Origin of the sequence: Chitinophaga agri, assembly GCF_010093065.1 — a bacterium.
GTDB lineage: Bacteria > Bacteroidota > Bacteroidia > Chitinophagales > Chitinophagaceae > Chitinophaga > Chitinophaga agri.
This window is the reverse complement of record NZ_CP048113.1, coordinates 4,051,657-4,073,525: the sequence shown is the minus strand read 5'-3', so window position 1 is coordinate 4,073,525 and position 21,869 is coordinate 4,051,657. Positions and strand designations below refer to the sequence as shown.

Annotated in this window: 22 protein-coding genes; 14 read left to right on the top strand and 8 right to left on the bottom strand. The window is 42.8% G+C overall.

The window, feature by feature from the left end:
• Positions 1-104 precede the first annotated feature (104 nt).
• The 7 genes from GWR21_RS16140 to GWR21_RS16115 all read left to right on the top strand — a co-directional run bounded on the left by GWR21_RS16140 (position 105) and on the right by GWR21_RS16115 (position 9,389).
• On the top strand, positions 105-1,553 hold the full coding sequence (locus GWR21_RS16140) for a hypothetical protein (protein WP_162332747.1): 1,449 nt from the start codon (positions 105-107) through the stop codon (positions 1,551-1,553).
• Positions 1,554-1,797: 244 nt separating this feature from the next.
• A complete protein-coding gene (locus GWR21_RS16135; RefSeq protein WP_162332746.1) occupies positions 1,798-2,361 on the top strand; it encodes a restriction endonuclease subunit S in 564 nt (187 codons plus the stop codon).
• A 5-nt stretch (positions 2,362-2,366) separates the two neighbouring features.
• Positions 2,367-3,890 carry a type I restriction-modification system subunit M gene (locus GWR21_RS16130; RefSeq protein WP_238429827.1) on the top strand — a complete coding sequence of 508 codons (1,524 nt, stop codon included), beginning with the start codon at positions 2,367-2,369 and terminating at the stop codon, positions 3,888-3,890.
• A 12-nt stretch (positions 3,891-3,902) separates the two neighbouring features.
• Positions 3,903-4,037 carry a hypothetical protein gene (locus tag GWR21_RS31695; protein ID WP_262888452.1) on the top strand — a complete coding sequence of 45 codons (135 nt, stop codon included), beginning with the start codon at positions 3,903-3,905 and terminating at the stop codon, positions 4,035-4,037.
• Positions 4,034-5,269 carry a restriction endonuclease subunit S gene (locus tag GWR21_RS16125; RefSeq protein ID WP_162332745.1) on the top strand — a complete coding sequence of 412 codons (1,236 nt, stop codon included), beginning with the start codon at positions 4,034-4,036 and terminating at the stop codon, positions 5,267-5,269. The genes GWR21_RS31695 and GWR21_RS16125 overlap by 4 nt, the downstream gene beginning before the upstream one ends.
• A 92-nt stretch (positions 5,270-5,361) precedes the next feature.
• Complete coding sequence (locus tag GWR21_RS16120) at positions 5,362-8,688, top strand: type I restriction endonuclease subunit R (protein WP_162332744.1); 3,327 nt, start codon at positions 5,362-5,364, stop codon at positions 8,686-8,688.
• Entirely contained in the window at positions 8,688-9,389 is a 702-nt protein-coding gene (locus tag GWR21_RS16115; protein WP_162332743.1) for a M48 family metallopeptidase, read from the top strand. Before GWR21_RS16120 ends, GWR21_RS16115 begins: the two co-directional genes overlap by 1 nt.
• 121 nt (positions 9,390-9,510) lie before the next feature.
• On the opposite strand, the gene GWR21_RS16110 is transcribed toward GWR21_RS16115, so the two are convergent.
• Positions 9,511-10,269 (bottom strand): hypothetical protein, encoded by a 759-nt coding sequence (locus tag GWR21_RS16110; protein WP_162332742.1) that lies wholly within the window; start codon positions 10,267-10,269, stop codon positions 9,511-9,513.
• Between the two features lie 10 nt (positions 10,270-10,279).
• On the bottom strand, positions 10,280-10,546 hold the full coding sequence (locus tag GWR21_RS16105; protein WP_162332741.1) for a hypothetical protein: 267 nt from the start codon (positions 10,544-10,546) through the stop codon (positions 10,280-10,282).
• Positions 10,547-10,590: 44 nt separating this feature from the next.
• Between GWR21_RS16105 and tnpA the strand changes: the two genes are divergently transcribed.
• The 5 genes from tnpA (at position 10,591) to tnpC (ending at position 14,663) form a co-directional block, all read left to right on the top strand.
• The gene (gene tnpA, locus GWR21_RS16100) at positions 10,591-10,923 is read left to right on the top strand and encodes an IS66 family insertion sequence element accessory protein TnpA (protein ID WP_162330025.1); all 333 of its coding nucleotides are present in this window, start codon (positions 10,591-10,593) and stop codon (positions 10,921-10,923) included.
• On the top strand, positions 10,924-11,280 hold the full coding sequence (gene tnpB, locus GWR21_RS16095; protein WP_262888451.1) for an IS66 family insertion sequence element accessory protein TnpB: 357 nt from the start codon (positions 10,924-10,926) through the stop codon (positions 11,278-11,280).
• A 49-nt stretch (positions 11,281-11,329) separates the two neighbouring features.
• Complete coding sequence (locus tag GWR21_RS16090; RefSeq protein ID WP_162330898.1) at positions 11,330-12,064, top strand: IS66 family transposase; 735 nt, start codon at positions 11,330-11,332, stop codon at positions 12,062-12,064.
• Positions 12,065-12,564: 500 nt separating this feature from the next.
• Positions 12,565-13,794 carry a group II intron reverse transcriptase/maturase gene (ltrA, locus tag GWR21_RS16085; RefSeq protein ID WP_162330087.1) on the top strand — a complete coding sequence of 410 codons (1,230 nt, stop codon included), beginning with the start codon at positions 12,565-12,567 and terminating at the stop codon, positions 13,792-13,794.
• A gap of 101 nt (positions 13,795-13,895) precedes the next feature.
• A complete protein-coding gene (gene tnpC / locus GWR21_RS16080; RefSeq protein WP_162330896.1) occupies positions 13,896-14,663 on the top strand; it encodes an IS66 family transposase in 768 nt (255 codons plus the stop codon).
• Between the two features lie 30 nt (positions 14,664-14,693).
• Here the strand turns inward: tnpC and GWR21_RS16075 are convergent, their stop codons facing one another.
• A complete protein-coding gene (locus GWR21_RS16075; protein ID WP_162332740.1) occupies positions 14,694-15,119 on the bottom strand; it encodes a P-loop NTPase family protein in 426 nt (141 codons plus the stop codon).
• Complete coding sequence (locus tag GWR21_RS16070) at positions 15,097-15,636, bottom strand: hypothetical protein (protein ID WP_162332739.1); 540 nt, start codon at positions 15,634-15,636, stop codon at positions 15,097-15,099. The genes GWR21_RS16075 and GWR21_RS16070 overlap by 23 nt, the downstream gene beginning before the upstream one ends.
• A gap of 879 nt (positions 15,637-16,515) precedes the next feature.
• On the opposite strand from GWR21_RS16070, the gene GWR21_RS16065 reads away from it, so the two are divergent.
• A complete protein-coding gene (locus tag GWR21_RS16065) occupies positions 16,516-17,082 on the top strand; it encodes a hypothetical protein (RefSeq protein WP_162332738.1) in 567 nt (188 codons plus the stop codon).
• Between the two features lie 58 nt (positions 17,083-17,140).
• Here GWR21_RS16065 and GWR21_RS16060 read toward each other — a convergent pair whose 3' ends face one another.
• A complete protein-coding gene (locus GWR21_RS16060) occupies positions 17,141-18,121 on the bottom strand; it encodes a hypothetical protein (protein ID WP_162332737.1) in 981 nt (326 codons plus the stop codon).
• 48 nt (positions 18,122-18,169) lie between these two features.
• On the bottom strand, positions 18,170-19,642 hold the full coding sequence (locus GWR21_RS16055; protein ID WP_162332736.1) for a hypothetical protein: 1,473 nt from the start codon (positions 19,640-19,642) through the stop codon (positions 18,170-18,172).
• A gap of 155 nt (positions 19,643-19,797) precedes the next feature.
• Here GWR21_RS16055 and GWR21_RS16050 point away from each other — a divergent pair, with 155 nt between their 5' ends.
• Positions 19,798-20,289, top strand: a complete 492-nt coding sequence (locus tag GWR21_RS16050; protein WP_162332735.1) for a TlpA family protein disulfide reductase — start codon at positions 19,798-19,800, stop codon at positions 20,287-20,289.
• On the opposite strand, the gene GWR21_RS16045 is transcribed toward GWR21_RS16050, so the two are convergent.
• Both GWR21_RS16045 and GWR21_RS16040 read right to left on the bottom strand, forming a co-directional pair.
• Positions 20,276-21,271, bottom strand: coding sequence for a helix-turn-helix transcriptional regulator (locus GWR21_RS16045; RefSeq protein ID WP_162332734.1), 996 nt, complete (start codon positions 21,269-21,271; stop codon positions 20,276-20,278). The two genes, GWR21_RS16050 and GWR21_RS16045, sit on opposite strands and share 14 nt — an antisense overlap.
• Before the next feature lie 41 nt (positions 21,272-21,312).
• A complete protein-coding gene (locus tag GWR21_RS16040) occupies positions 21,313-21,855 on the bottom strand; it encodes an RNA polymerase sigma factor (RefSeq protein ID WP_162332733.1) in 543 nt (180 codons plus the stop codon).
• Positions 21,856-21,869: the final 14 nt, after the last annotated feature.

The window sequence follows — 21,869 nt, the reverse complement described above, 5'->3', positions numbered from 1 at the left end:
TTTGTGTATAAGGTAATATTTAACAGTTAATTGTAGAACGGATAAAAAATATTCTCTATCTCCAAACTTTTGGATGCACCGGGTAATTTAAATTCCTCCGTATTATGAGAATGCAATTGATGAGATATGTATACCTCGCCGTGTGCACTATGCTGGTGCAGTTTATCGTGTTTAAATATTTTTATCCGTTTCCGAATTTCATGCAGGATTCCTACAATTACCTTCGCAGTGCGGCGGAGCAGGTAGATGCGAACATGTGGCCGGTAGGATATGCGAAACTGATCCTGTTTGTGGGAGTGTTCACACATGCTGATACGGTGCTGGTGTTTGTGCAATATTGCCTATATCATATCTGTGCACTCTATTTCTTCTTTACTGTATTAGAGCTGACTATCGTCCGTCGCTGGACGCGGAGGATCATCTTTGCCCTGTTATTTCTTAATCCTGCGATCTTATATCTCAGTAACTACATTACCAGTGATGTGTATTTTATTGGTATCAGCCTCGTATGGATGGCACAGTTATTCAGACTGGTATATCAACCTTCCAGGTGGCTGTTAGCGGCACATCTGTTCGTATTACTACTGGCATATACTGTGCGGTATCATGCGTTGATCTATCCGATAGTCAGTATGACCGTGATCGTATTCTGTGCGTTCTCTGTCCGGCTCAAAATAGCGAGTGGCCTGCTGATGGTGAGCATGATCGGTAGTTTTATGTTATATACAACCGCCGCAAATCAGCGGGTAACCGGTACCAGGCAGTTCTCTGCTTTCAGCGGCTGGCAGATGGCCAGTAATGCAGTCTACGCATATGCGCACATGCCCAGGCGGCCCGTGTTGGATGTGCCGGAACAGTTTACCGGCGTTCATGCCCGCGTGACGCATTACCTTGATTCTTTGCAGCAGGTGCCAGCGTCGCAACGTCCGGATGGCAAGCCCATTATGGCGTTTTATCTATGGGATGCCTGGTCTCCGTTGCAGCCTGTACCAGGTGCTGTTAATATTGCTGATAATAGCGCCTGCCTACGCGAGATGGCGGCTGTTGCTCCTTTGTACAACGACTATGGAAAGTACCTGATCAGTCAGTATCCGGTAGCATACTTCCGGTATTATCTCCTGCCCAACTTTTTCCAGTATGCCTATCCGCCGGCTGAGAACCTGGCCGTGTACAATGACAACCGCGATACGGTATGGCCCATTGCACAGGCCTGGTTCAACTATCCTTCCAATAAAGTGTACACCCGGTCTGATCTCCGTGAGCTGCAATTATTTGAATTGTATCCGGCATTGATGCTGGTAGTCATCCTGTTTTTTATTGCAGGATGGATCGCCTATTACAGGGTCGGTGGCCCTTCATTCGCAGATATAAAATTCAGAAGCGCGTTAAGGATTGGCACATTCTACTGGATCGTGCATTATGGGTTTAGTGTGTTAGCATCGCCGGTGGTGCTGCGGTATCAGTTGCTGAATATGGTGTTGGGGGCTGTGTTTGGGGTGATGCTGTGGGAGGTATGCAGGGAAGGGAAACGGCATCAGTCTTTGGTGTTATAATACCAGCTATTATGATAGTGTCATCAGTCTCATAAGCTATTGTTGGCAATTACTAATTTTAAAGTACTATACCGCCCATCTTGAATAGGATTAAAATATGTAGTACCCGGCCTGGTCTTCGTTATAAAATACCTACCTCAACCACAATAAATCCATTAAATATTATTTTTGAATGAGTCTACAATGTTTTTTTATTATTAAATTGATATTATCCTTATCTTTGTTTTAATTGAAACGTTCTACATTGAAAAAAAGGATACAAATATCTGAGCTTTGCGATATACGGTTTGGTTTTTATAGCCAGCCAGACACTGCAGGTACTGTTGCCTATCTGCAAGCACGTCAATTCAATGATGACGGTAGGCAAATCGCCGCTCCAGATGAATATATACAGCTCGATGAGAAGGTGGCAGCACATATATTAAAAGATGACGATGTTTTGTTTGTTGGAAAGGGCAATAGATTGTTTGCATGGTGTTATAAATACGAAGGCCAACCGGCTGTCGCATCTTCGATATTTTTTGTTCTTCGGCCACATACGCACATCATTTATCCTCAATATCTTGCAGCCATTCTTAACACACCATTAAGCAAGGCTGCGTTCAGTCAAATTGGCGGTGGTACGAATATATTGTCCATTCGAAAATCAGAGCTTGGTGCGTTCGAAGTTCCCGTGCCATCAATGAAGCAACAAAAAAGTATAGCTGCTTTAACACAGTTATATCAGCAAGAAATCGAATTAACGGAGCAACTTATCATTCAAAAGAGAAAAATATACACGGCAATCATTTCTAAATTGACGAAATAACTATTATGCAGAAACTTACGCAAAAGGAGATTAATAATATTTTATGGAAGGCCTGCGATACTTTCCGTGGAACTATAGATGCAACCCAATATAAGGACTATATATTAACGATGTTGTTCCTTAAATATGTCACTGACGTTTGGAAGGACAAAAAAGCCACATATGTTGAAAAATATAAAGGAGACGATGTACGTGTCGAAAGGGCATTAAGGAACGAACGCTTCCAGGTACCCAACGAATGTACCTTCGATCACCTGTTTGAGCAACGCAATGAAAATAATTTGGGTGAGCTGATTAACATTGCGTTGGAGAAATTGGAAGACGCCAACCGCAGCAAACTGGAAAGGGTATTCAGAAATATTGACTTCAATAGTGAACCAAACCTTGGGCAAACCAAAGACCGTAACCGTCGCTTGAAAAACTTGCTGGTTGATTTTTCTGCATTGGATCTTCAGCCAACACATCTGGAGGGGAACGATGTAATTGGCGATGCATATGAATATCTCATTGCGAAGTTCGCAAGCGATGCGGGAAAAAAAGCCGGTGAATTTTATACGCCCGCGGAAGTGTCAACCTTGTTGGCAAAGCTGGTAGATCCTCAGCCTGGTAATCGTATCGCTGATCCTGCCTGCGGTTCCGGGTCCCTGTTGATTAAAGTGGGCCGCGAAGTCGGGAATAACAACTTTTCATTATATGGACAGGAAAACAATGGAAGTACATGGGCACTGGCCCGGATGAATATGTTCCTTCATGAAATGGATAATGCTGACATAGAATGGGGCGACACACTTAATAATCCCCGCTTACTGGAGGGAGATCAATTAATGAAATTCCACATTGTAGTGGCTAATCCACCATTTTCACTGGATAAGTGGGGTGCTGAAAATGCACTGGCGGATCAGTATAACCGTTTTTACCGGGGGGTCCCACCCAAGAGCAAAGGCGACTACGCATTTATCACTCACATGATTGAAACTGCTTATGAGGACGTAGGGAAGGTAGGAGTCATTGTACCACACGGGGTGCTGTTTCGGGGTAGCGGCGAAGGGAAAATCAGGGAACAATTAATAAAGGAAAATCTACTGGAAGCCGTAATTGGGCTGCCTGCCAATCTGTTTTTTGGCACCGGCATACCCGCAGCTATACTGCTATTCAATAAAGGAAAGGGTGAAAATAAAGATGTCTTGTTCATAGACGCCAGTCGCGAGTATCAGGAAGATAAAAATCAGAACCGTTTAAGACAGGAAGATATACAGCATATTGTAAAGACATACAAGATCTTCAAAGCTGCTGCACCGCTGGCAACCAAAGAAGGCGCCGTATTGGAAGACAAATATGCTTACCGTGCAACGCTGAATGAAGTTGAAGAAAATGATTACAACCTCAACATCCCTCGTTATGTGGATACCTTCGAAGAAGAAGCACCCATAGATATTCCTGCTACCCAGTCTGAAATCAAACGGATAAAGGAAGAAATGGCATCCATAGAAAAGAAGATGGAGGAGTATCTCAAAGAATTGGGATTTTAAAACGGAATAAATATGGAAAAGTTTGAAATTTTGCTATATAGTGTTCCAGAAGGGAGAGCTACAATTGAAGTTTTCTTTGAAGCAGAAACTTTCTGGCTTTCTCAAAAAAAATGTCAGACGTCAAAAAACAAAAGGAAAGATCAATGAGCAACCAAAATGCACATAAACCAGGTTACAAACATACGCCATTGGGATGGATACCGGAGGAGTGGGAAGTGAAGGAAGTTGGAGAAATAGCAAAAATTTCTTCAGGAGGGACGCCTGACAGGAAAAATACCGGCTATTGGAATGGCTCAATTCCTTGGATTTCAACTTCATTAATTGATTTCAATACAATCACTAAAGCTGACCAGTTTATTACAGAAGCAGGTTTGAAGGCTTCATCAGCCAAAATGTTTGAGCCAGGGACAATTTTAATGGCAATGTATGGTCAAGGCAAAACTAGGGGAAAAGTTGCAAAACTTGGAATACGTGCCAGTACTAATCAGGCTTGCGCCGCACTAATTGTTGACAAAACAGTCAATGTTGATTTCCTGTTCCAAAATTTTTTACATAACTACAACAACATCAGAAAACTAAGTAATACTGGAAGTCAAGAAAATCTGAATGGAGAATTAATTAAATCTATTAATATTAAGCTTCCTACATCATTAGAACAAAGACAAATCGCTGCCATTCTCTCCACTTGGGATGAAGCAATCTCCAAAACCCAACAGTTAATTACCCAGCTACAACAAAGAAACAAGGGTTTGTTACAAGCTTTGCTAAGACCGAAAACTGGCTGGAAAGAGAAAAAGCTATCCGAAATATTTGAAAGAGTTATAAGAAGAAACACCGTAGCAAACAATAATGTGGTTACCATTTCTGCTCGAAGGGGCTTCGTGAAACAAAATGATTTCTTCAAAAAAATAGTTGCGAGCGACATTTTAGATAATTACTTTCTCATACACAAAGGTGAATTCAGCTATAATAAAAGCTATTCCAATGGCTATGATTGGGGAGCAATAAAGCGCTTGAATAATTTCGATGAAGCTGTTGTTACAACACTTTACATCTGCTTCCGGATAAAAAATGAGAACGTGCATTCAGGTGACTTTTTTGAGTTTTTCTTCGATGCTTGTTTACTTGATCGTGGATTATCAAAAATTGCTCATGAAGGAGGGAGAGCACATGGCTTACTCAATGTGACTCCTAAGGACTTTTTTAGCCTAAACGTTTGTGTGCCGAATTATAATGAGCAACTAAGAATATTCAATATCCTGTCTGTAGCTAAGTCGGAATTAAGTCTTTACGAACAAAAGCTTGCTACCTTACAACGGCAGAAGAAAGGTCTAATGCAGAAATTATTTACAGGTGAAGTACGGGTTAAACTGAACTAATATGAAGACAGCTTAAGAATGACATTCCATGATACAGGTTCTGCTAATGTTTGAGCAGGATCAAAACAGTCAAATAAGATCTACCAACAATCATGCAACTCCCATCATTCATAGAAGATCACATCTCCCAGATTCCAGCCCTGCAACTACTGATGAAATTGGGCTATCGCTATCTTACCCCACAAGAAGCCTTGGAAGCCCGTGGTAACCGCAGCTCCAACGTACTGCTGGACACAGTTTTAAAGAAGCAACTCGAAGAGATCAATAAGATCGAATACAGAGGAAAAGAATTCGCATTCAGCGAAGCTAACATTAACAACGCTATCCTGGCTTTAAGAGATTTGCCGCTGCAGGATGGATTTATTGCTGCCAACAAAACATTTCATGAGCTAATTACACTGGGGAAAAGCTTTGAACAATCAGTGCTGGGAGATAAGAAAAGTTTTTCCTTCAAATACATAGATTGGGAACACCCAGAGAATAATGTATTCCATATTACAGAGGAATTTCCGGTACTTCGTTCCGGTAGAACGGATACATATCGTCCTGATATAATACTGTTTATCAATGGTATTCCCATGGTGGTGATTGAATGTAAAAGCCCGAAGATCAAAGACCCCATTAACCAGAGCATTGAGCAACACTTGCGCAATCAAAAGGAGGATGGTATCCGTTCACTATACCATTACTCCAATATGGTAATTGGGTTAGCGGTAAACGAAGCTGTGTATGGAACCACCGCAACATCAAAAGAATTCTGGAGTCTATGGAGAGAGCAGTTCCTGAGCCTACAGGACGAGCAGCGTTATACACAAACCTTACAGCAGCTTAAAAATTCATCATTACCAGATAACGACAAAACAGTACTCTTCAAAGAACGTTTTCGTTACGTGTTGCAATACTTCAATCAGCTGGAACAGGAACAGCTTACTGTTACAGAACAGGATAGGCTATTATATAACCTTTGTCGTAAAGACCGACTGCTGGATTTGATGTATAACTTCATCCTGTTCGATGATGGCACTAAAAAAGTGACCCGTTACCAACAATACTTCGCAGTGAAACGAACGCTGGATCGTATAAGTAAAGTGCCATCTGATGGGAAAAGACAGGGTGGAGTTATCTGGCACACACAAGGAAGTGGTAAATCATTAACTATGGTAATGCTGGCGCAGCTTATCGCCATGCATCCGGATATTAAAAATCCGCGAATCGTTTTAGTAACCGATCGGGTAGATCTCGACGACCAGATAACTGACACTTTTAAGAAATGCCATAAACTGGTACGACAGGCAACCAAAGGAGCCTCAAAGGAAGCTGTTAAGAAATTTAATGGTGAAGAGCTGACCGAAAAAGAACTTGAGGAGTTTAAAAAGGACTCCAGCTTATTAGGCTATTTGTTACAGTCTGATGATGCTATTATCACCACAATAGTAAATAAGTTTGAATCTCTGGTCAATAAAGCCGTGGCAAGTTTTGATTCCTCCGAGATATTTGTATTAGTGGACGAAGGACATCGCAGTCATTATGGGCCTATGGGTGTTAAAGTTAGAAAGGTTTTCCCCAATGCTTGCTTTATTGCCTTTACTGGTACTCCGCTAATGAAAAGGGAAAAAAGTACTGCTGATAAATTTGGTGGTATTGTACCGGGAACAATCTACACAATAGCTGATGCGGTTGCTGATAAAGCCGTCGTACCACTGCTCTACGAGGGAAGACATAATATTATGCATGTGAACGAAAAGCCTTTAGACACTTTTTTTGACAGAGTTTCTGAACCATTGACAGAGTATGGGAAGGTAACATTGAAAAGAAAATTTTCTGCCAGGAACAAACTTGTGCAGTCGCTTGCATTTATTGAGAATACAGCATGGGACATAACAAAGCATTTTACAGACAATATACAAGAGACACCATTTAAGGCTCAGTTAGTAGCACCTAATAAGCTTTCTGCCCTTAGGTACAGGGAAAAACTCATTGAAATAGGAAAAATAAACCGACAACTAAAAGTGTCTGTTGAGTTACTGATATCTCCACCAGATGACAGGGAAGGGGAAGAGGATGCTTTTGAAGAAAGCGATGATAAAGTGAAATCCTTCTACAAATCAATGATGGATAAATATGGGAATGCGGAGAAGTATGAAAAGGCTATCATAAACAGTTTTAAAAAGCAGGAAGAACCTGAAATTATTATTGTAGTAGACAAGTTGTTGACAGGTTTTGACGCACCACGTAACCAGGTGTTATATCTTACAAGAAACCTTAAGGAACATACTTTACTGCAGGCAATAGCAAGGGTGAACCGGTTGTATCCAGGCAAGGATTACGGGTATATCATTGATTATTACGGCAACCTGGAGAATCTGGACGATGCATTACATACATATGCAGGCCTGGAGGAGTACGATCAGGAAGAACTGGCAGGCTCTCTTATCAAGATTATTAATGAAGTAGAAAAGCTCCCTCAAGTTCATTCAGAACTCTGGGACATTTTCAAGGAAATAAAGAATAAATACGATGAACCCGCTTATGAAGAACTACTTGCGGATGAAGCAAAACGGCATAGCTTCTACGACAAACTCTCTTTATACGCAAGATTTTTAAGATTAGCTCTTTCTAATGTTGAGTTTAGTAGTATTACACCGGAAAAGCAGATTGAAAAATACAAAAAAGATGCTGCATTCTTTCTGGCCTTAAGAGTATCTGTAAAACGGCGTTACTCAGATGAATTGAACTATAAAGAATATGAGTCACAGGTACAAAAGTTAATTGACAAGCATATCACTTCTGAAGGTGATGTACTTAAGATTACAGAGTTAGTAAATATCTTCAATAAAGAGGAAAGGCAGGCGGTTTTGGAAAAGATTACTGGTAAAGCTGCAAAAGCAGATCATATTGCCAGCCGCACTATAAAAGCGATCAACATCCGAATGGATGAAGATCCGGTTTATTATAAGAAGTTATCTGAGTTGATTAAAAGAACTATTGAAGATTATCACCAGCAACGGATTAATGAAGCTGAATATCTGGCTAGAACTACTGAATTTGAAAATAGCTTCTTTAATGATAAACGGGAAAATGTTCCTATAGCCATAAAAGATAACCCCATCGCTATTGCTTTTTACAACCTGGTAGTTGAAGAATTGAAAGATGACTTAGCACAGAAATCGAACAAGCTTGACATAGCTGCTGAAATTGCAGTAGCTATTGAAGAAATAATTAAAGCAAATATATTTGATAATGGATCTGCTGTAGTTGATTGGCAGAAGAACGACGATATCAAAGGTAAAATGCGAATCGAGATAGATGATATGTTGTATGAAATTAAAGCAAAGTACGATTTGGATATTAGCTTCGATCATATTGATCAACTAATAGAAGCATGCATCAAAGTGGCGGAAATAAAATATAAGAGCTAATGGAATATCAATTGATGTTTGGTAGCAGACTTATTGATTTTACGCTTCACTATCAGGAACGGAAGTCATTACGCATAATAGTGAATCCTGAAGGAACTGTAGAAGTTTTAGCGCCCATAGCCGCCAGAGAGGTAGATCTAATAAAAAAGGTTAGGCAGAAAGCTCCCTGGATATTAAAGCAAATCGATTATTTCAATTCCTATAAGCCTACTACACCTCCCAGGAGATTCATTAATGGGGAAACACACCTTTATCTGGGGCGCCAATACAGATTAAAAATTGTGCCGGATGAAAAGAATATAGTAAAGGCGTATCGTGGACAACTATGGATGTATACCGTAAACAATCAACCAGCAGCATTGAAGGAGCAGTTGAACAAATGGTATAAAGAAAGAGCTAAGGAAGTCTTCAATGAATTATTGCAAGAATCATTGCCAAAATTTAAGCAATACAGGATAGCAATGCCAATATTGACAATGCGTTTTATGTCAAAGCGCTGGGGCAGCTGCACGCCTAAAGGGAAAATCATTTTGAATACCGAGCTTATTAAGGCTCCCAAAGGAAGTATAGAATACGTCATTATTCACGAGCTCTGTCATCTGGTGCACCATAATCATACAAGGGCATTTCAGAATCTTCAAAACAAAATGATGCCTGATTGGGAAAAATGGAAGGACAGGTTAGAGTATAGCTTAGCGTAAGTGGTCAGGAGTGGCACCGAACTACCAGCGGAGAACCTGGGCCCATATAATGACAACCGTGATACAGTATGGTCATTGTACAGGTCCAGGATAATATTCATTTTGGTAGCTTTACGCCCATTTAGCTTTCTGTTAGCTGCTGTGTTTGGGGTGATGCTGTGGGCGCAGGTGCGACAATCAAAGCGAATTTCATCTGTGCATCAAGAACCCCAAACAGTATAATAGCACAGTCTTTTAGCCGTTGTCTTTTATTATAAAAATTAACGGCGAAGAAACACCACCACTTATTATCGCTTTCCTTTGGCTTCTCCAAGTCAAAATGCAGGTCCAGCTTTCTTTTGTTTGTGATAAGCTTAATTCCTGACGTCGACGTTGAAAGATGATGTGTTCCTTTTTCAAAGTCTATTTCTGCTAATCCAATACATAATTCAAAGTGTGTGGCGTCTTCCACAGGAGGCTTTTTTTTATCGGTATTATCATACAATACATTGATGTCTACTTCACCCGTATCCCGGTCAGTTCTAATGGATCCCAGGACGAATGAAAACAGCTCGTCAAAGCAGATGCCGGTATTCAGTTCCACATGCCCGAGCTTGGATAAGTCAGTCTTTGCCATGCGTTTTTGTCCCGGCGCGGACTCCTTATCCGTATGCAGTAGCGCTTTGAAGATCTTGGTCAGTGTAGTATGTCTTTTTCTGTCATGCACAGGGATCTGTATGCTTTCCATCACTGTGCGCATCAGTTTTGCTGCTTTTGCAGCGGTCGTGAAATCATTCCAGTTTTCCCGCAGCTTTTTAAATGCAGGGTCATTATGCAGTTTTTCTTTCGAATGACTGCGGATCTTTTTAAGTATATGTCTGTTTGTTGTTTGTTTTGTCATGCGTGTTCTTTTATTGTAAATGGTTTTTTCGTTTGTCCGGAGTAGTCTTCGGAAAGCCTATTTTGTTAAACATTTCCCGGAACCTGCTCCTCATTCCTGCTCCATAGCGTTCTTCCAGTGCCAGCGTATTCATACTGGATGTAGCGTGTGTGATAATGCCTTTTTGTATGAATAGTTCATATCTCGCCAGCATGATCTGTTCCATTACCTTGCACTTATTGCCATAATGCTGTGTGTCGATTTCTTGTAAGGTTCCGGTAGACAGCATCTTCGGCATGTAAGTCTGAGGGTTTATGTTTGCGTTGTTTAAATATGCCCTGTATGCAATCATCCAATAATTCCACGATACGTTCATTTACAATATCGGAGAAGAAGAATATCGCGATGCAATGGAGCCAGTCAAACGTAAAGATGCAAGTGTTTTGTGATAATCATGGAATCACGGTCTCCATGCTCAAGAACTGGAGGAAGCAGTTTGCCACTCCTGCAAAAGTTCCCAGACGAAAACATTTCATTCAGCTCACACCTTCTAAGGCGAGTATACCAGATATTGCACTTCCATTCGCGGAGGTGATATCTTTATCAGGTAACAGGATAATTTTTCATTCGGCGGTCAATACAGACATGCTAAAAGAGCTACTAAACAGTAAATAAATGCTGGCACTCTCGTCCTCATGCAGGTATTTTCTGTATACTCAGCCAATCATGATAAGTAGTAGCTTTTACAAACTGGCGGCTATTGTCAATCAACAGATGCATTTGGATCCTTTAACCGGGGATGTCTATATTTTCTTTAACCGCAGAGCTACACATATCAAGCTACTTCAATGGCAGCAAGATGGATTTGCGATTTATTACAAGCGGCTTGAGAAGGGAACATTTGAGATTCCCAAACCAGGTGGGGTACAGTCTTCGCTTACTTCTACACAATTGATGCTTATTCTGCAAGGCATTCAGATGGATAAAGTCCAGTACCGCAGGCGGTATTTTCGACAATCTGCCGATCATTAACATCGCGCTAACAAATAATTGATTTACATGTGATAACATTGCAATTGCAATGAGTACGTCAGCAGAAGATAATGATTACAAACAGCTCTATGAGTCTGCCATCAACAAGGTTGAGCAGCTGCAGCATGAATTGAATCAGCTCAAGAAGATGATTTTCGGAGTTCGTCAGGAGCGATTTATTCCCGCAGATAAGAATCAACTGGCACTCGATATTCCAACAGAACAATCTGCTGCTGTTTGCAACGTGTTAGATGCAAAGAAGGTGACTTATGTGAAAGTTGTAAAACAAGATGCGACTCAAGCCAGAGATAGCCGTCATACCATACCATCTCACTTACGAAGAGAAGATGTAATTATAGATCCAGACCATATACCAGCTGGTAGTAAACATATTGGCACCACTGAAACTGAAGTGCTGGAATACAAACCCGCTGAAATTTATGTAGTCCGTTACATCCGTAACAAGTACCTTCTCCCATCTGCGGATGAGACGTCGTCAAAAATTATTGTTGGACCTTTGCCAACATTACCAGTTGCAAAATCGATGATGGGGCCAGGCTTACTGGCTCAACTGGTTGTTGAGAAGATCTGCGATCATCTCCCCGTGCATCGCCAGCAACAACGTCTGGAAAGAGATGGCATAAAGCTACCATACTCAACGCTGAGTGATGGTTTTGCTAAGACAGCTGCGTTAATTACTCCTATATACAGAGCGCTGGTAACAGAAGTACTCAACGCTGACTATTTGCAGGCTGATGAGACAGTGTGCCTTGAAGTAACATGAAAAGTTACATGCTGTTAGATTGATGGTGGCAGGCCCACCGTAAGGGATGACAGGCATACCTTACAAACCACCCTATGATGCTTTGGACGAAAGGAAAAGGTGTTGAGCGATAGGGGAAAAGGCAGAATTAATCTGTCAGGTAAGATTTAGTGAGCTGAACGAAAGTGAACTGCCATAGTAAAGTATCGATATCGCACTTATTCTGTCGAAAGCAGGTAACAGTTTCTTACCTACAAATTAAGTTTAGCGACAGTAACCTGGTGTTGGCTAGATGACAGGCGGTACATAGGTAGCAGGACACTAAATCAGGCGATTTAATGGAACAAGGGAATTTGTACAGGAGTGCAAAGGGAACAATTCAAGCGGAGACACCGCAAGGTTAAATACCAATATCCTGTACAGAGGCGGACTAAGTCGTAGTACTATTGAAGCTGCTGTAATGGCTGTGGAGGGAAGGGCTTAGCCAGATTAGTTTTATAAAACCAACAACAGTAAAATGGATGATTGATTATTATGAAACAAAGCAACATCCGGTGACCAAGAAAATGGTACTGGATGCTTACAAGAAAGTAAAGGAAAATAATGCAAGTGGTGGAATCGACGGAGAAAGTATAGAAGATTTTTCGATTGATGCGTCAAAGAATCTATATCGGATTTGGAACAGAATGACATCTGGATGTTATTACCCGCCAGTTGTGAAAAGCGTTGAAATTCCAAAGAAATCTGGCGGTGTGCGTATTCTTGGCATACCTACAATATCAGATCGCATAGCTCAACAGGTTGTGAAAAATTATCTTGAACCTATCGTGGAAGGCAGCTTCCATGAGGATAGTTATGGATATCGTCCCGGTAAGAATGCACATCAGGCCTTGGAGAAAGCCACTGCACGGTGTGGTTATTATAGTTGGGTGGTTGATATTGATATTCGAGCGTTTTTTGATAGTATAGATCACGAACTGTTGTTGAAGGCAATCGAGTGGTATACAAAAGAGAAATGGATTCTAATGTATATTAAGCGATGGCTTAAGGCTGGAATTATGTGTAACGGAGAAGTTAGACGTGGGGAAAAGGGCACTCCTCAGGGAGGAGTAATAAGCCCGCTACTAGCTAACATCTTCCTTCACTTTGTATTTGATAAATGGATGGAAAAGAATCACTCAAACATGCCTTTTGAACGGTATTGTGACGATGCAATTATACACTGTACGACAGAAAAACAGGCAAATTTCATCAAAGGTGCAATTACCAGGAGGATGATAGATTGTCAGTTGATGCTGAATGAGGAAAAGACGCGTATAGTTTATTGCAAAAATCATATACATACTGAAGCACATCGAAGTGTAAGCTTTGACTTTCTGGGTTATACTTTTCGACCATTAGGCAGACCAACTAAGAACGGCTGGAAACTTATGTATTTTCCGTGTATGAGTGACTCGTCTAAAAAAGCAGTTAGGCAAAAAGTGAGAGAGGTAGTAAGAAGACGTTTCCAAGGCACGATTTTGAACATCGCAAGGATACTAAACCCTAAAATCAGGGGATGGTATCAGTATTATTGTGTATACTCAAAGTGGACAACACATGGATTGTGGTACTGGCTAAATCTAAAATTGGTAAGATGGATAATGGAAAATAGAAAACTTGGAAAGGGACGGGCGCATATATGGCTTGTAAGAGTCTACGAAACCAATCCCCGATTATTTGAACACTGGTCATTTATTCGCCCATATTAATTGTATTGCTAATCTGGAAGCGCCGTGTGATGGGAGACTATCACGCACGGTGCTGTGAGAGGCTTGGGCTGAAATGCCCTTGCCTACTCGACTCGGTACCAGTGCTCGACAAGGATAAGAAAGGGAGCACTCATCGGGGGTATTACTGGCTCTATCAGGATAGTATTAACAAGCTGCTTGTCTTTGATTATCAACCCGGGCGTGGCCGAGAAGGACCCGCAGAAATGCTGAAAGATTTTTATGGTACGCTGCAAACAGACGCTTACTCTGCATATAATAGCATCGTTGACACCAATAATATAACATTGATCCACTGTCTTGCTCATGCAAGAAGGTACTTCTCTGACGCTATTTACAGCGACCGAGAAAGAGCAGAATATGTATTGGAACAGTTACAGCTCGTCTATCAGATTGAACGCGATAGCAGGGCGTTAAATCACGACAATGAAAAACGAGCAGCTTCAAGACAGAAGCACTCCTTACCTATACTGAAGAAATTAGGAAGCTGGATGGAAGACCAATACAAGCAGGTACTTCCACAAAGCCCGATAGGAAAAGCCCTTGCCTATAGTATAAAACGCTGGGATAAACTCTGTGCCTTCGTGTATGATGGAAAGCTACATCCAGATAATAACGCGGCTGAGAGATCTATAAGAGCGACTGTTATAGGCCGAAAGAATTACCTCTTTGCCGGGAGCCATGAATCAGCAAAGCGAATTGCAATGCTCTACAGCCTGATCGGAACCTGTAAACTACATAACATTAATCCCAGCCTTTGGCTAAAGGACGTTTTAATGGTCATTAACGACCATCCCATCAACAGAATCAAAGAGCTCCTACCTCATATCTGGATCACGAAGCAAAAGTAACGCTCTCCAAAATCATTACATAGGTGCTGTCTACCGGATACTTACGATTTCTTTACCCAGATCGTCAAAACAACAGATCGCAGCAACGCTTCGTTTGACATCCATATTGCTGTATGTGTATGGCAGAATGGCGGAAATACCGCTATAGGCAAAGTCTATCGCAATTTTTGGGCAACTATATACCTCATAATCGTAATGCCTGTCGGTGAGACAACGCATCAGATGCATGAGTTGAGTTTTTCCTGTTCCGACGGGCCCAGCGAGATAGATGCCTTTATTGAGATCGATCTTACATTGCCCGGCTACTTCTTCGTCACGTAACATCCAGGCGACGATCGGTATAATGACCGGCAGGTCTTCTTTCAATAAACGGAAATGACGCCCGAAAGATTCCTGGCCTTTCTGTTGCAGTCTGCGTAAGACTTCTTTATAGTCAAAATGGCTGCTGATAGTCATCCTCCGTTGCGTTGTGATAACTGTCATTTTTATTATTGATTGCGTGTATGCCGTTTGTATGATTGTTTATATATCTTTTTTCTTCCTGTTTAGGAAAGTGTACCACATCCGGTACCGATCCGGTATCAGATCTGGTACCTATTGGGTCCATATGTGGTACCGGTGCGGTATCGGATGTGGACTTTATTAAGTCCATGTCTCGTGCGCCTGTATTACTCTGCTCCACGTCGAGAAACGGTACGATCGTCACTGTTGCAGCTTCGAATCTTACGCCCGACGGGTAATAATGGATATAACCTGCATTGGCCAGATCTTTTAAACACCTGTAATAAGTGCCCTTCGAACCAATTTTTGATTTTGCCATAGTGATGTCTCTGTAGATGGTGATGGCATGTTTGAACCTGCTTTTATTCCACAATCTGAATAATGTGAGATACAGGCTCTGATGGTATGGTGTAAGCCAACGGTCTCCTTCTGCCTTTGTAAAAAAGGCATTTAAATGGATGATATAGTTCATGATATGCTCATTGAGCCGTTCATCCGGGAACAGTCAATCAGGCCATAGCATAGCCTTAATTAGCTGCATCCGGAAGCACGGAGCAGTAATTAAATATTGTTAGTAAAATTGGAAATAGCACCCTTTTGTCGTCCTGAGGAAGGACATTGCGTGTAGGCGTTGCGCCTGAAGATTAAAGGGATAGTAGTAGTAGGGAAGGTAGTAGTCGTAGGACTAGGGAATATAGTAGTAGAACGTAGGAAGAGCAAGCGATGATGGAGAGGGGAATGTTGTTTGACTGCGGTTGCAGTCGGTCTGCGAGATCGCGTAATACGCGGCTGGAATGTGTGTTGCGCAAGCGCAAGGTGTTTGTGTATTTCATTTGTGTGATTTTTATTGACGTCTTGATTCGACTATTTGGGTTTTGCAATTGGATGGATACTTCTTCTTTGGTTTGTCAATGATTATTTTGAACTGAGCTATCAAACATAAATTTTTAAATAGTGCGAATAAGCGTCGGGTAACTGTTTTAGTTACTACTAAGTTAAAATAAAAATTACGTACGACGATCATTGTGATCATATTTTTCTTAAAAAAAGAAGATGATTTTTCTTTCATCGCACACTCACTGCGTCGACGTCGCAAACCTGACGCAGTAGCATCCATTTTTCAGAAATTGTACTCCCATTCCACCGTAACATTGCATTGTCAACCGGCGATACAGAGGCTGCACCGGAAGTAAAAGAGAGGTGCCTTTTACTTCACTCGAACATCGCCTGTTTTCAGTGAGTAAAAAGCTGGTTTGGACGAACAAGCGACGGCGAAGCGACGAACAAGCGACGAACAAGCATGCTTCAAAGTCCCTGCCAGTATGGGTTTAAACGTATTTAATTTTTTATCATGGCTAAATCAACAGACAATATCTTATTAAAGGGAGCATCCGGTACAATCGCCGACATGCTGACATTAACAAAAAGACGTTCTGGTAATATCATCCTGGGGAAGAAAAGACGCAGGAGCAATATTCCTCCCACAGATGCACAGATAGAAGTACAGCAACGTTTCAAGAAATCTATTTTATACGCAAAGGCTGTATTGCGTGATCCGGTGAAGAAGGCAATGTATGAAAAAGCGGCCGGTCCTGATCAGAGTGCATACAACATGGCAATGAGAGACGCATTTAAGTTGCCGGTAGTTGAAAGCATTGATACAACGAAGTATCTGGGTGGCATTGGTGATGTGATCACGGTGCGTGCATACGATGACTTTAAACTGGTGTCGGTAAAGGTGTCAATCCGCACTGCCGCAGGTGCTGTCATCGAAGCAGGTGATGCCATCTTGCAGGATAACGGACTGGATTGGACATACACTGCCACTGTGGATAATGCGGCTGCACCGGGAAGTGTGATCACTGCGATCGCAACAGACACTCCTGGTAATCAGATGCCCAGAGAGGTTGAAGTGTAGCACTGCAAGTGTGATTTTGATGGGTTAGTGAACGGGCCTCCGCATTTGCGGGGGCTCTTTAATTTCGCTGGGCCGCTATTTTATAATTGTAATACGCCTCGATCCGCGTAATCATCGTTTCTGTGTCCATTCCGACTCTCATAGCAATCTCCCGCAGCGAGAGCCGCTGTTGTACAATGAGGTCAAAAGCGGTCATCATTTGCAGCATATAATGGCATTCCCGGATACTGATGGAGAAATAATCCAGGAAACCGGCTTCAATTTCATGTTCTGCGATGCGGAATAAGCGGGAATAATGGCGCAGCTCAACGGATGTGTGTGGATACGCCCGCATGTAATCGAAGACCTTATTATAGCCTTCATTATCAGCCGGAGGCACCACCATTGTTTCAGTGTATTCCTGGCAGAAGATCTTAAAGAGATCGGTGCAACATCTTTTCAGGAATACGGCAGCGTCGTTACGGAGATACCGGCAGGTGAGGATCTTACTGATAAGTAAACGGTTGACCGCATTCACCGTAAAAGGCTGTTTGTTAATGACCTGGTTGCCGGAACGGATCTGTTTGAGTCGTCTGGTCAGATCGGGGAAGTCCTGTGTAAGTGCGGTGATATGTTCCGGGAGGATGTTGATGTTGACGGACAGGGCTTTGGCATCTTCCTCCAGCGGCAGCTGACTGACACCCGGTTCCAGGTAGAACAGGTTACAGGTGTCCTCTTCCAGCCGGAACGGATCCGAATGGGGCAGCCGGACATTCAGTCCGCTTTCAAACATATAGTGCAATGTGTATAACGGGTGCGGTACATAAGGCAAAATGTCCTGCTCGCCATAGGTCACTACGTCGTGGATCCAAAGGGAATAAGGGCCCAGGGTCATATGCTGGGAGAGTACGTATACCTGTCCCTGCTGCCAGCAATGTACCCTGGCATAAGGCAGTAATAACTGCAGATATTCTTCGGGTATCCGGGCGGTATTGGTAGTCCCGATACGTTTCCCCTCCAGCGGGATTAATCTCGCATCTCCTGGTGAAAATGCCCACATCTTAACGGGATTTGCAATATAACAGAGAACAGCCGGGAATGGTTCGGATCATTCTTTCTTTGTCGCCTCTTTGATCACAAATTCCATGAAGAGGAAGGCGAAGGCCGTCATCACCAGGATGGGGAACATCTGGAACCGGAGGGCAATGGGGGATGCGAAGACACTGAATCCGAAGTTGGTCAGCCAGAGACAGACCACCAGTAACAGACCTTTACCCATGAGCGGCTGTTGTTTATACCCCTGTAACACCAGGAAGCCGATCATCCCGAGGAAGAAGATCACGTTCATGGTCCCGACCAGGATGGGGTAATAGTTCAGGATGTCGACTTTAAAGTCTTTGAACTTCGTGTCGATCTTGTTGCTCTTATATTCGAACCAGATCTGGGCGATGGGATGGACACTGTCGACCCCCGTGCTATAGAATTCCAGGAACTCTACCGGCGGTGCGTAATATTTCAGGGCGTTGGGGAGGAGGTAGAACCGGGCAAAGGTAGCAGGGTATTGTTTGATGATGTATTTGCCGTATTCTTCAAACAGCGGTGCTACTGTGGCCCAGCGTTTCAGTTCGGGAGCAGTGGAGTCTTTTTTAAACTGGTTCTGCATATAGGTCCGTAGAGGAGCGCCTGGTGTCCACATATATACCGTGCTGGCCACCAGGTTTTCTTCCGGGTGCCGCGGATTACCAACTGTGCTGTCGAAATACTCCCGGATCATGCTGTCAAGCACCTGGTACTTTTTAGGCACTGGTTTACGTTCGGCTTTAGGTACGAACTTATAGGCATACATCGCGTTATTGGCCATTTGCCAGCCCGTAAAGGGCGTGAAAATGCTTTTCTTACTTATTTCATAGTACTTGTACTTATTGTACTGTATGAAGCTCCCAATGAGTATTACGCATACTGCCAGTCCGACCACTTTCTGAAGGAAGCTTTGTCTGGACAGCAGGAAGGCAATGCCGGCAATGAGTGGATAATAGAGTGCGTTATATCGTACAGTGAAGGCGAGGAACAGTACCAGCGCATGGTAGATCATGAGTTTCCGGGATGGGCGATAGATGATCCACAGCAGGAGGGTGATCCAGGTCAGGCTGAGAGACAGGAATAAGGTATCGCTGGATACATAGTTGGCCAGGTACAGGAAGACCGGGTTAAATAACATAAATCCGAACAGGCCGATACGGGTGTACCGGTGTGGATGATAGAAATAGAATAAAGTGAATACCAGCGAGAGGATACTTGCCTGCAGCATCAGGTATTGGAACACTACCAGTGCAGTATCCGAGTGGGTGAAGACGCTGAACAGCCGGATGAACATGGAGTAACCTACGGGGTAGGTATTAATCGAGAGATTCTCGTGGGCTGTTTGCATGTAGGCGTATGAGTCGCCGTTGATATAGCTGGCAAAAGGATACAGGTATTTGAAGAATAATAACTGCACGATGATACCGATAACGGCAGTCCATACGTAAGGGCGGTTACTGGGATCTTTAAAGATATAATCTCTGAGGCTCGGGTTACTCATGGGGAGTTTGATTGTGGTTAACGGGTCTTTTAAAGGTAGGTGGTACACCGGGAGGAATAGTTAGGAGATAAGGACAATTTCTGATAATCGCTATCTCCTAAGTATCATCCCGGTGAATGAAGTTATATTACCCGTTGTTAACCATCATAAGCTATATGAAACAGCTACTCCTTTTATTGACCCTGGGATTCGCCAGCTGTACCACTGTTCCCGATGCCGACGATTTACCGAAAGATCCCAAAGCATTGCCATCGATCATATTATTAAAGGGAGATACCGTGACCAAATACAGCACGGACAGTCTGGCGAAGGGGCGTCCTACTTTGTTGTACTACTATGGACCGGGATGTTTGCCATGTGATACACTGACGCAGAAGATGCTTGCATCGATAGATACGTTGAAGGATGTGAATCTGTTATTCCTCAGTGCCGGTTCGTTTCATGATGTAAAAGTATACCAGGACAAATACAATGTGGAGCAATTCCCGAACGTGAAACTGGGGTTGGATTATAATAATACATTCTTCCGGTATTACGGCGGACAGGCCTATCCTTTGCTGGTGTTCTATGATAAAGACAGGCAGATCAAACGTGCGAATTTAGGAGCGATGCCGCTGGATACGATCCGTGCGATCATTGATAAGTAGCGCTTCTGTTACAGGCGTAATAGTCGGCTACCTGCATCATCATGTTCATGACGTTGGGGAATTCAGTCAGCTTCGCAATCTCTTCGATCGGAGATGTCTGACTTTGCATGATCTCATAGATGAGCATCATTCTGGCAGTATGCATGAAGTCGTGTATAGATACGGCGAAATGCTGTTTAAACTCGAAACCTACTTTTTTCCCATCGATATGGAACATATAGCCTAGTTGTGAGACAGTATGTTTCCTGAACGGATGTTCTTTGATGTAGGCGAATAGATGAAGGATGTTGTCGGTGTTGAGCAGACTGTCGATCATTAGTGGTTCATGTAAAGCTGCTTCCTGCGTAGCGACATTCCTCAGCAGATCAATGCAGATGCGGAACATGTAAGGGTGTGCCCGCTTTGCCGGGTATTTGCAGGAGAGTAGTTTCTCCATCAGGAAATCGCAGATGGGATTACTGTTGTAGGGATAGGCGTTGAGAGTGCCCGCATCTTTTCTGTCTAATTTTGTCAGGGGTTCCAGTCCCGGAAATTCTTCCAACATGGACTGTAATGTTTCCTTTTCTATATTGATGTGTATAGACAGCGTTTTCTTTCCGGCCGCCATGGGAATGCGATGCATGCCAGCGGGGAGGTTAAAGAAATTAAATTCTTTTTCTTCCAGCAGATAGCTGGGCAGGTCCGGACTTTCCAGGTGCAGGCTATCTTCATACAGGCCGTGCAGGGACCAGATATGTTTGGGGATGTAGGGACATACTACTACGTCCTTTTTTGCCCAGATATCGTGTATCCAGAGAGAGAATGGGCCAAAGTCGATGTTTTGTGTCAGGACAGCTATTTCTTCGTCTTCGCGGAAGTAGGCGCCTGCGGCAGGAATGAGGAGTGATTCATATTCCTCCGGGATATTGGCTGGTGAAATGTAGGAGGGATTAGGCCGGTCAAATGACAGTATTTTATTATTGCCAGATAGTGAAGTACCCATATATGGTTATTTAGTTTCTTTAAATAGATGGGACTAACTACTTATACAACTTCTCTCAGTCGGGTACGAATCACTTTGAGTGCACGGCTGACCTGGTTTTTTACAACCTGTGGCTGAATGTTCATATCCTGTGCAATTTCTTTATGGCTCCAGTCCTGCAGGTATAATAACTCAAATACTTTTCTGCATGCCGGTGCGGATACGTAGGTCGCTGCTTTGCGGATCTGCTGTCCCAGTTCTTTGTTTTCCAGGTTCTGCGGAACGGCACTATCTGTGGAGGTGTAGTAAGTGTGTGACACAAATCTACGGGCGACCTCATTGCGGCGGCACTTATAGGCGTATTGCAGATGCACGGCCCTGAACAGGTAATGTTTCAGAGAGATGGTGATCGACAGTTGCCCGCGCCGTTGCCATAAAGATGTAAAGATCTCCTGTACCATATCTTCCGCTTCGTGTTGGTTGCGTACTTTGTGGTATGCTTCCGTTAGCAGTTGCGGACGATACGTTTCATAGAGAGAAGCAAAAGCATTTGCATCCCCGTTTTTCACTGACAATAATAGCTTTTCCTCGTGAAATAACATCATTTTAGATTCAAAAC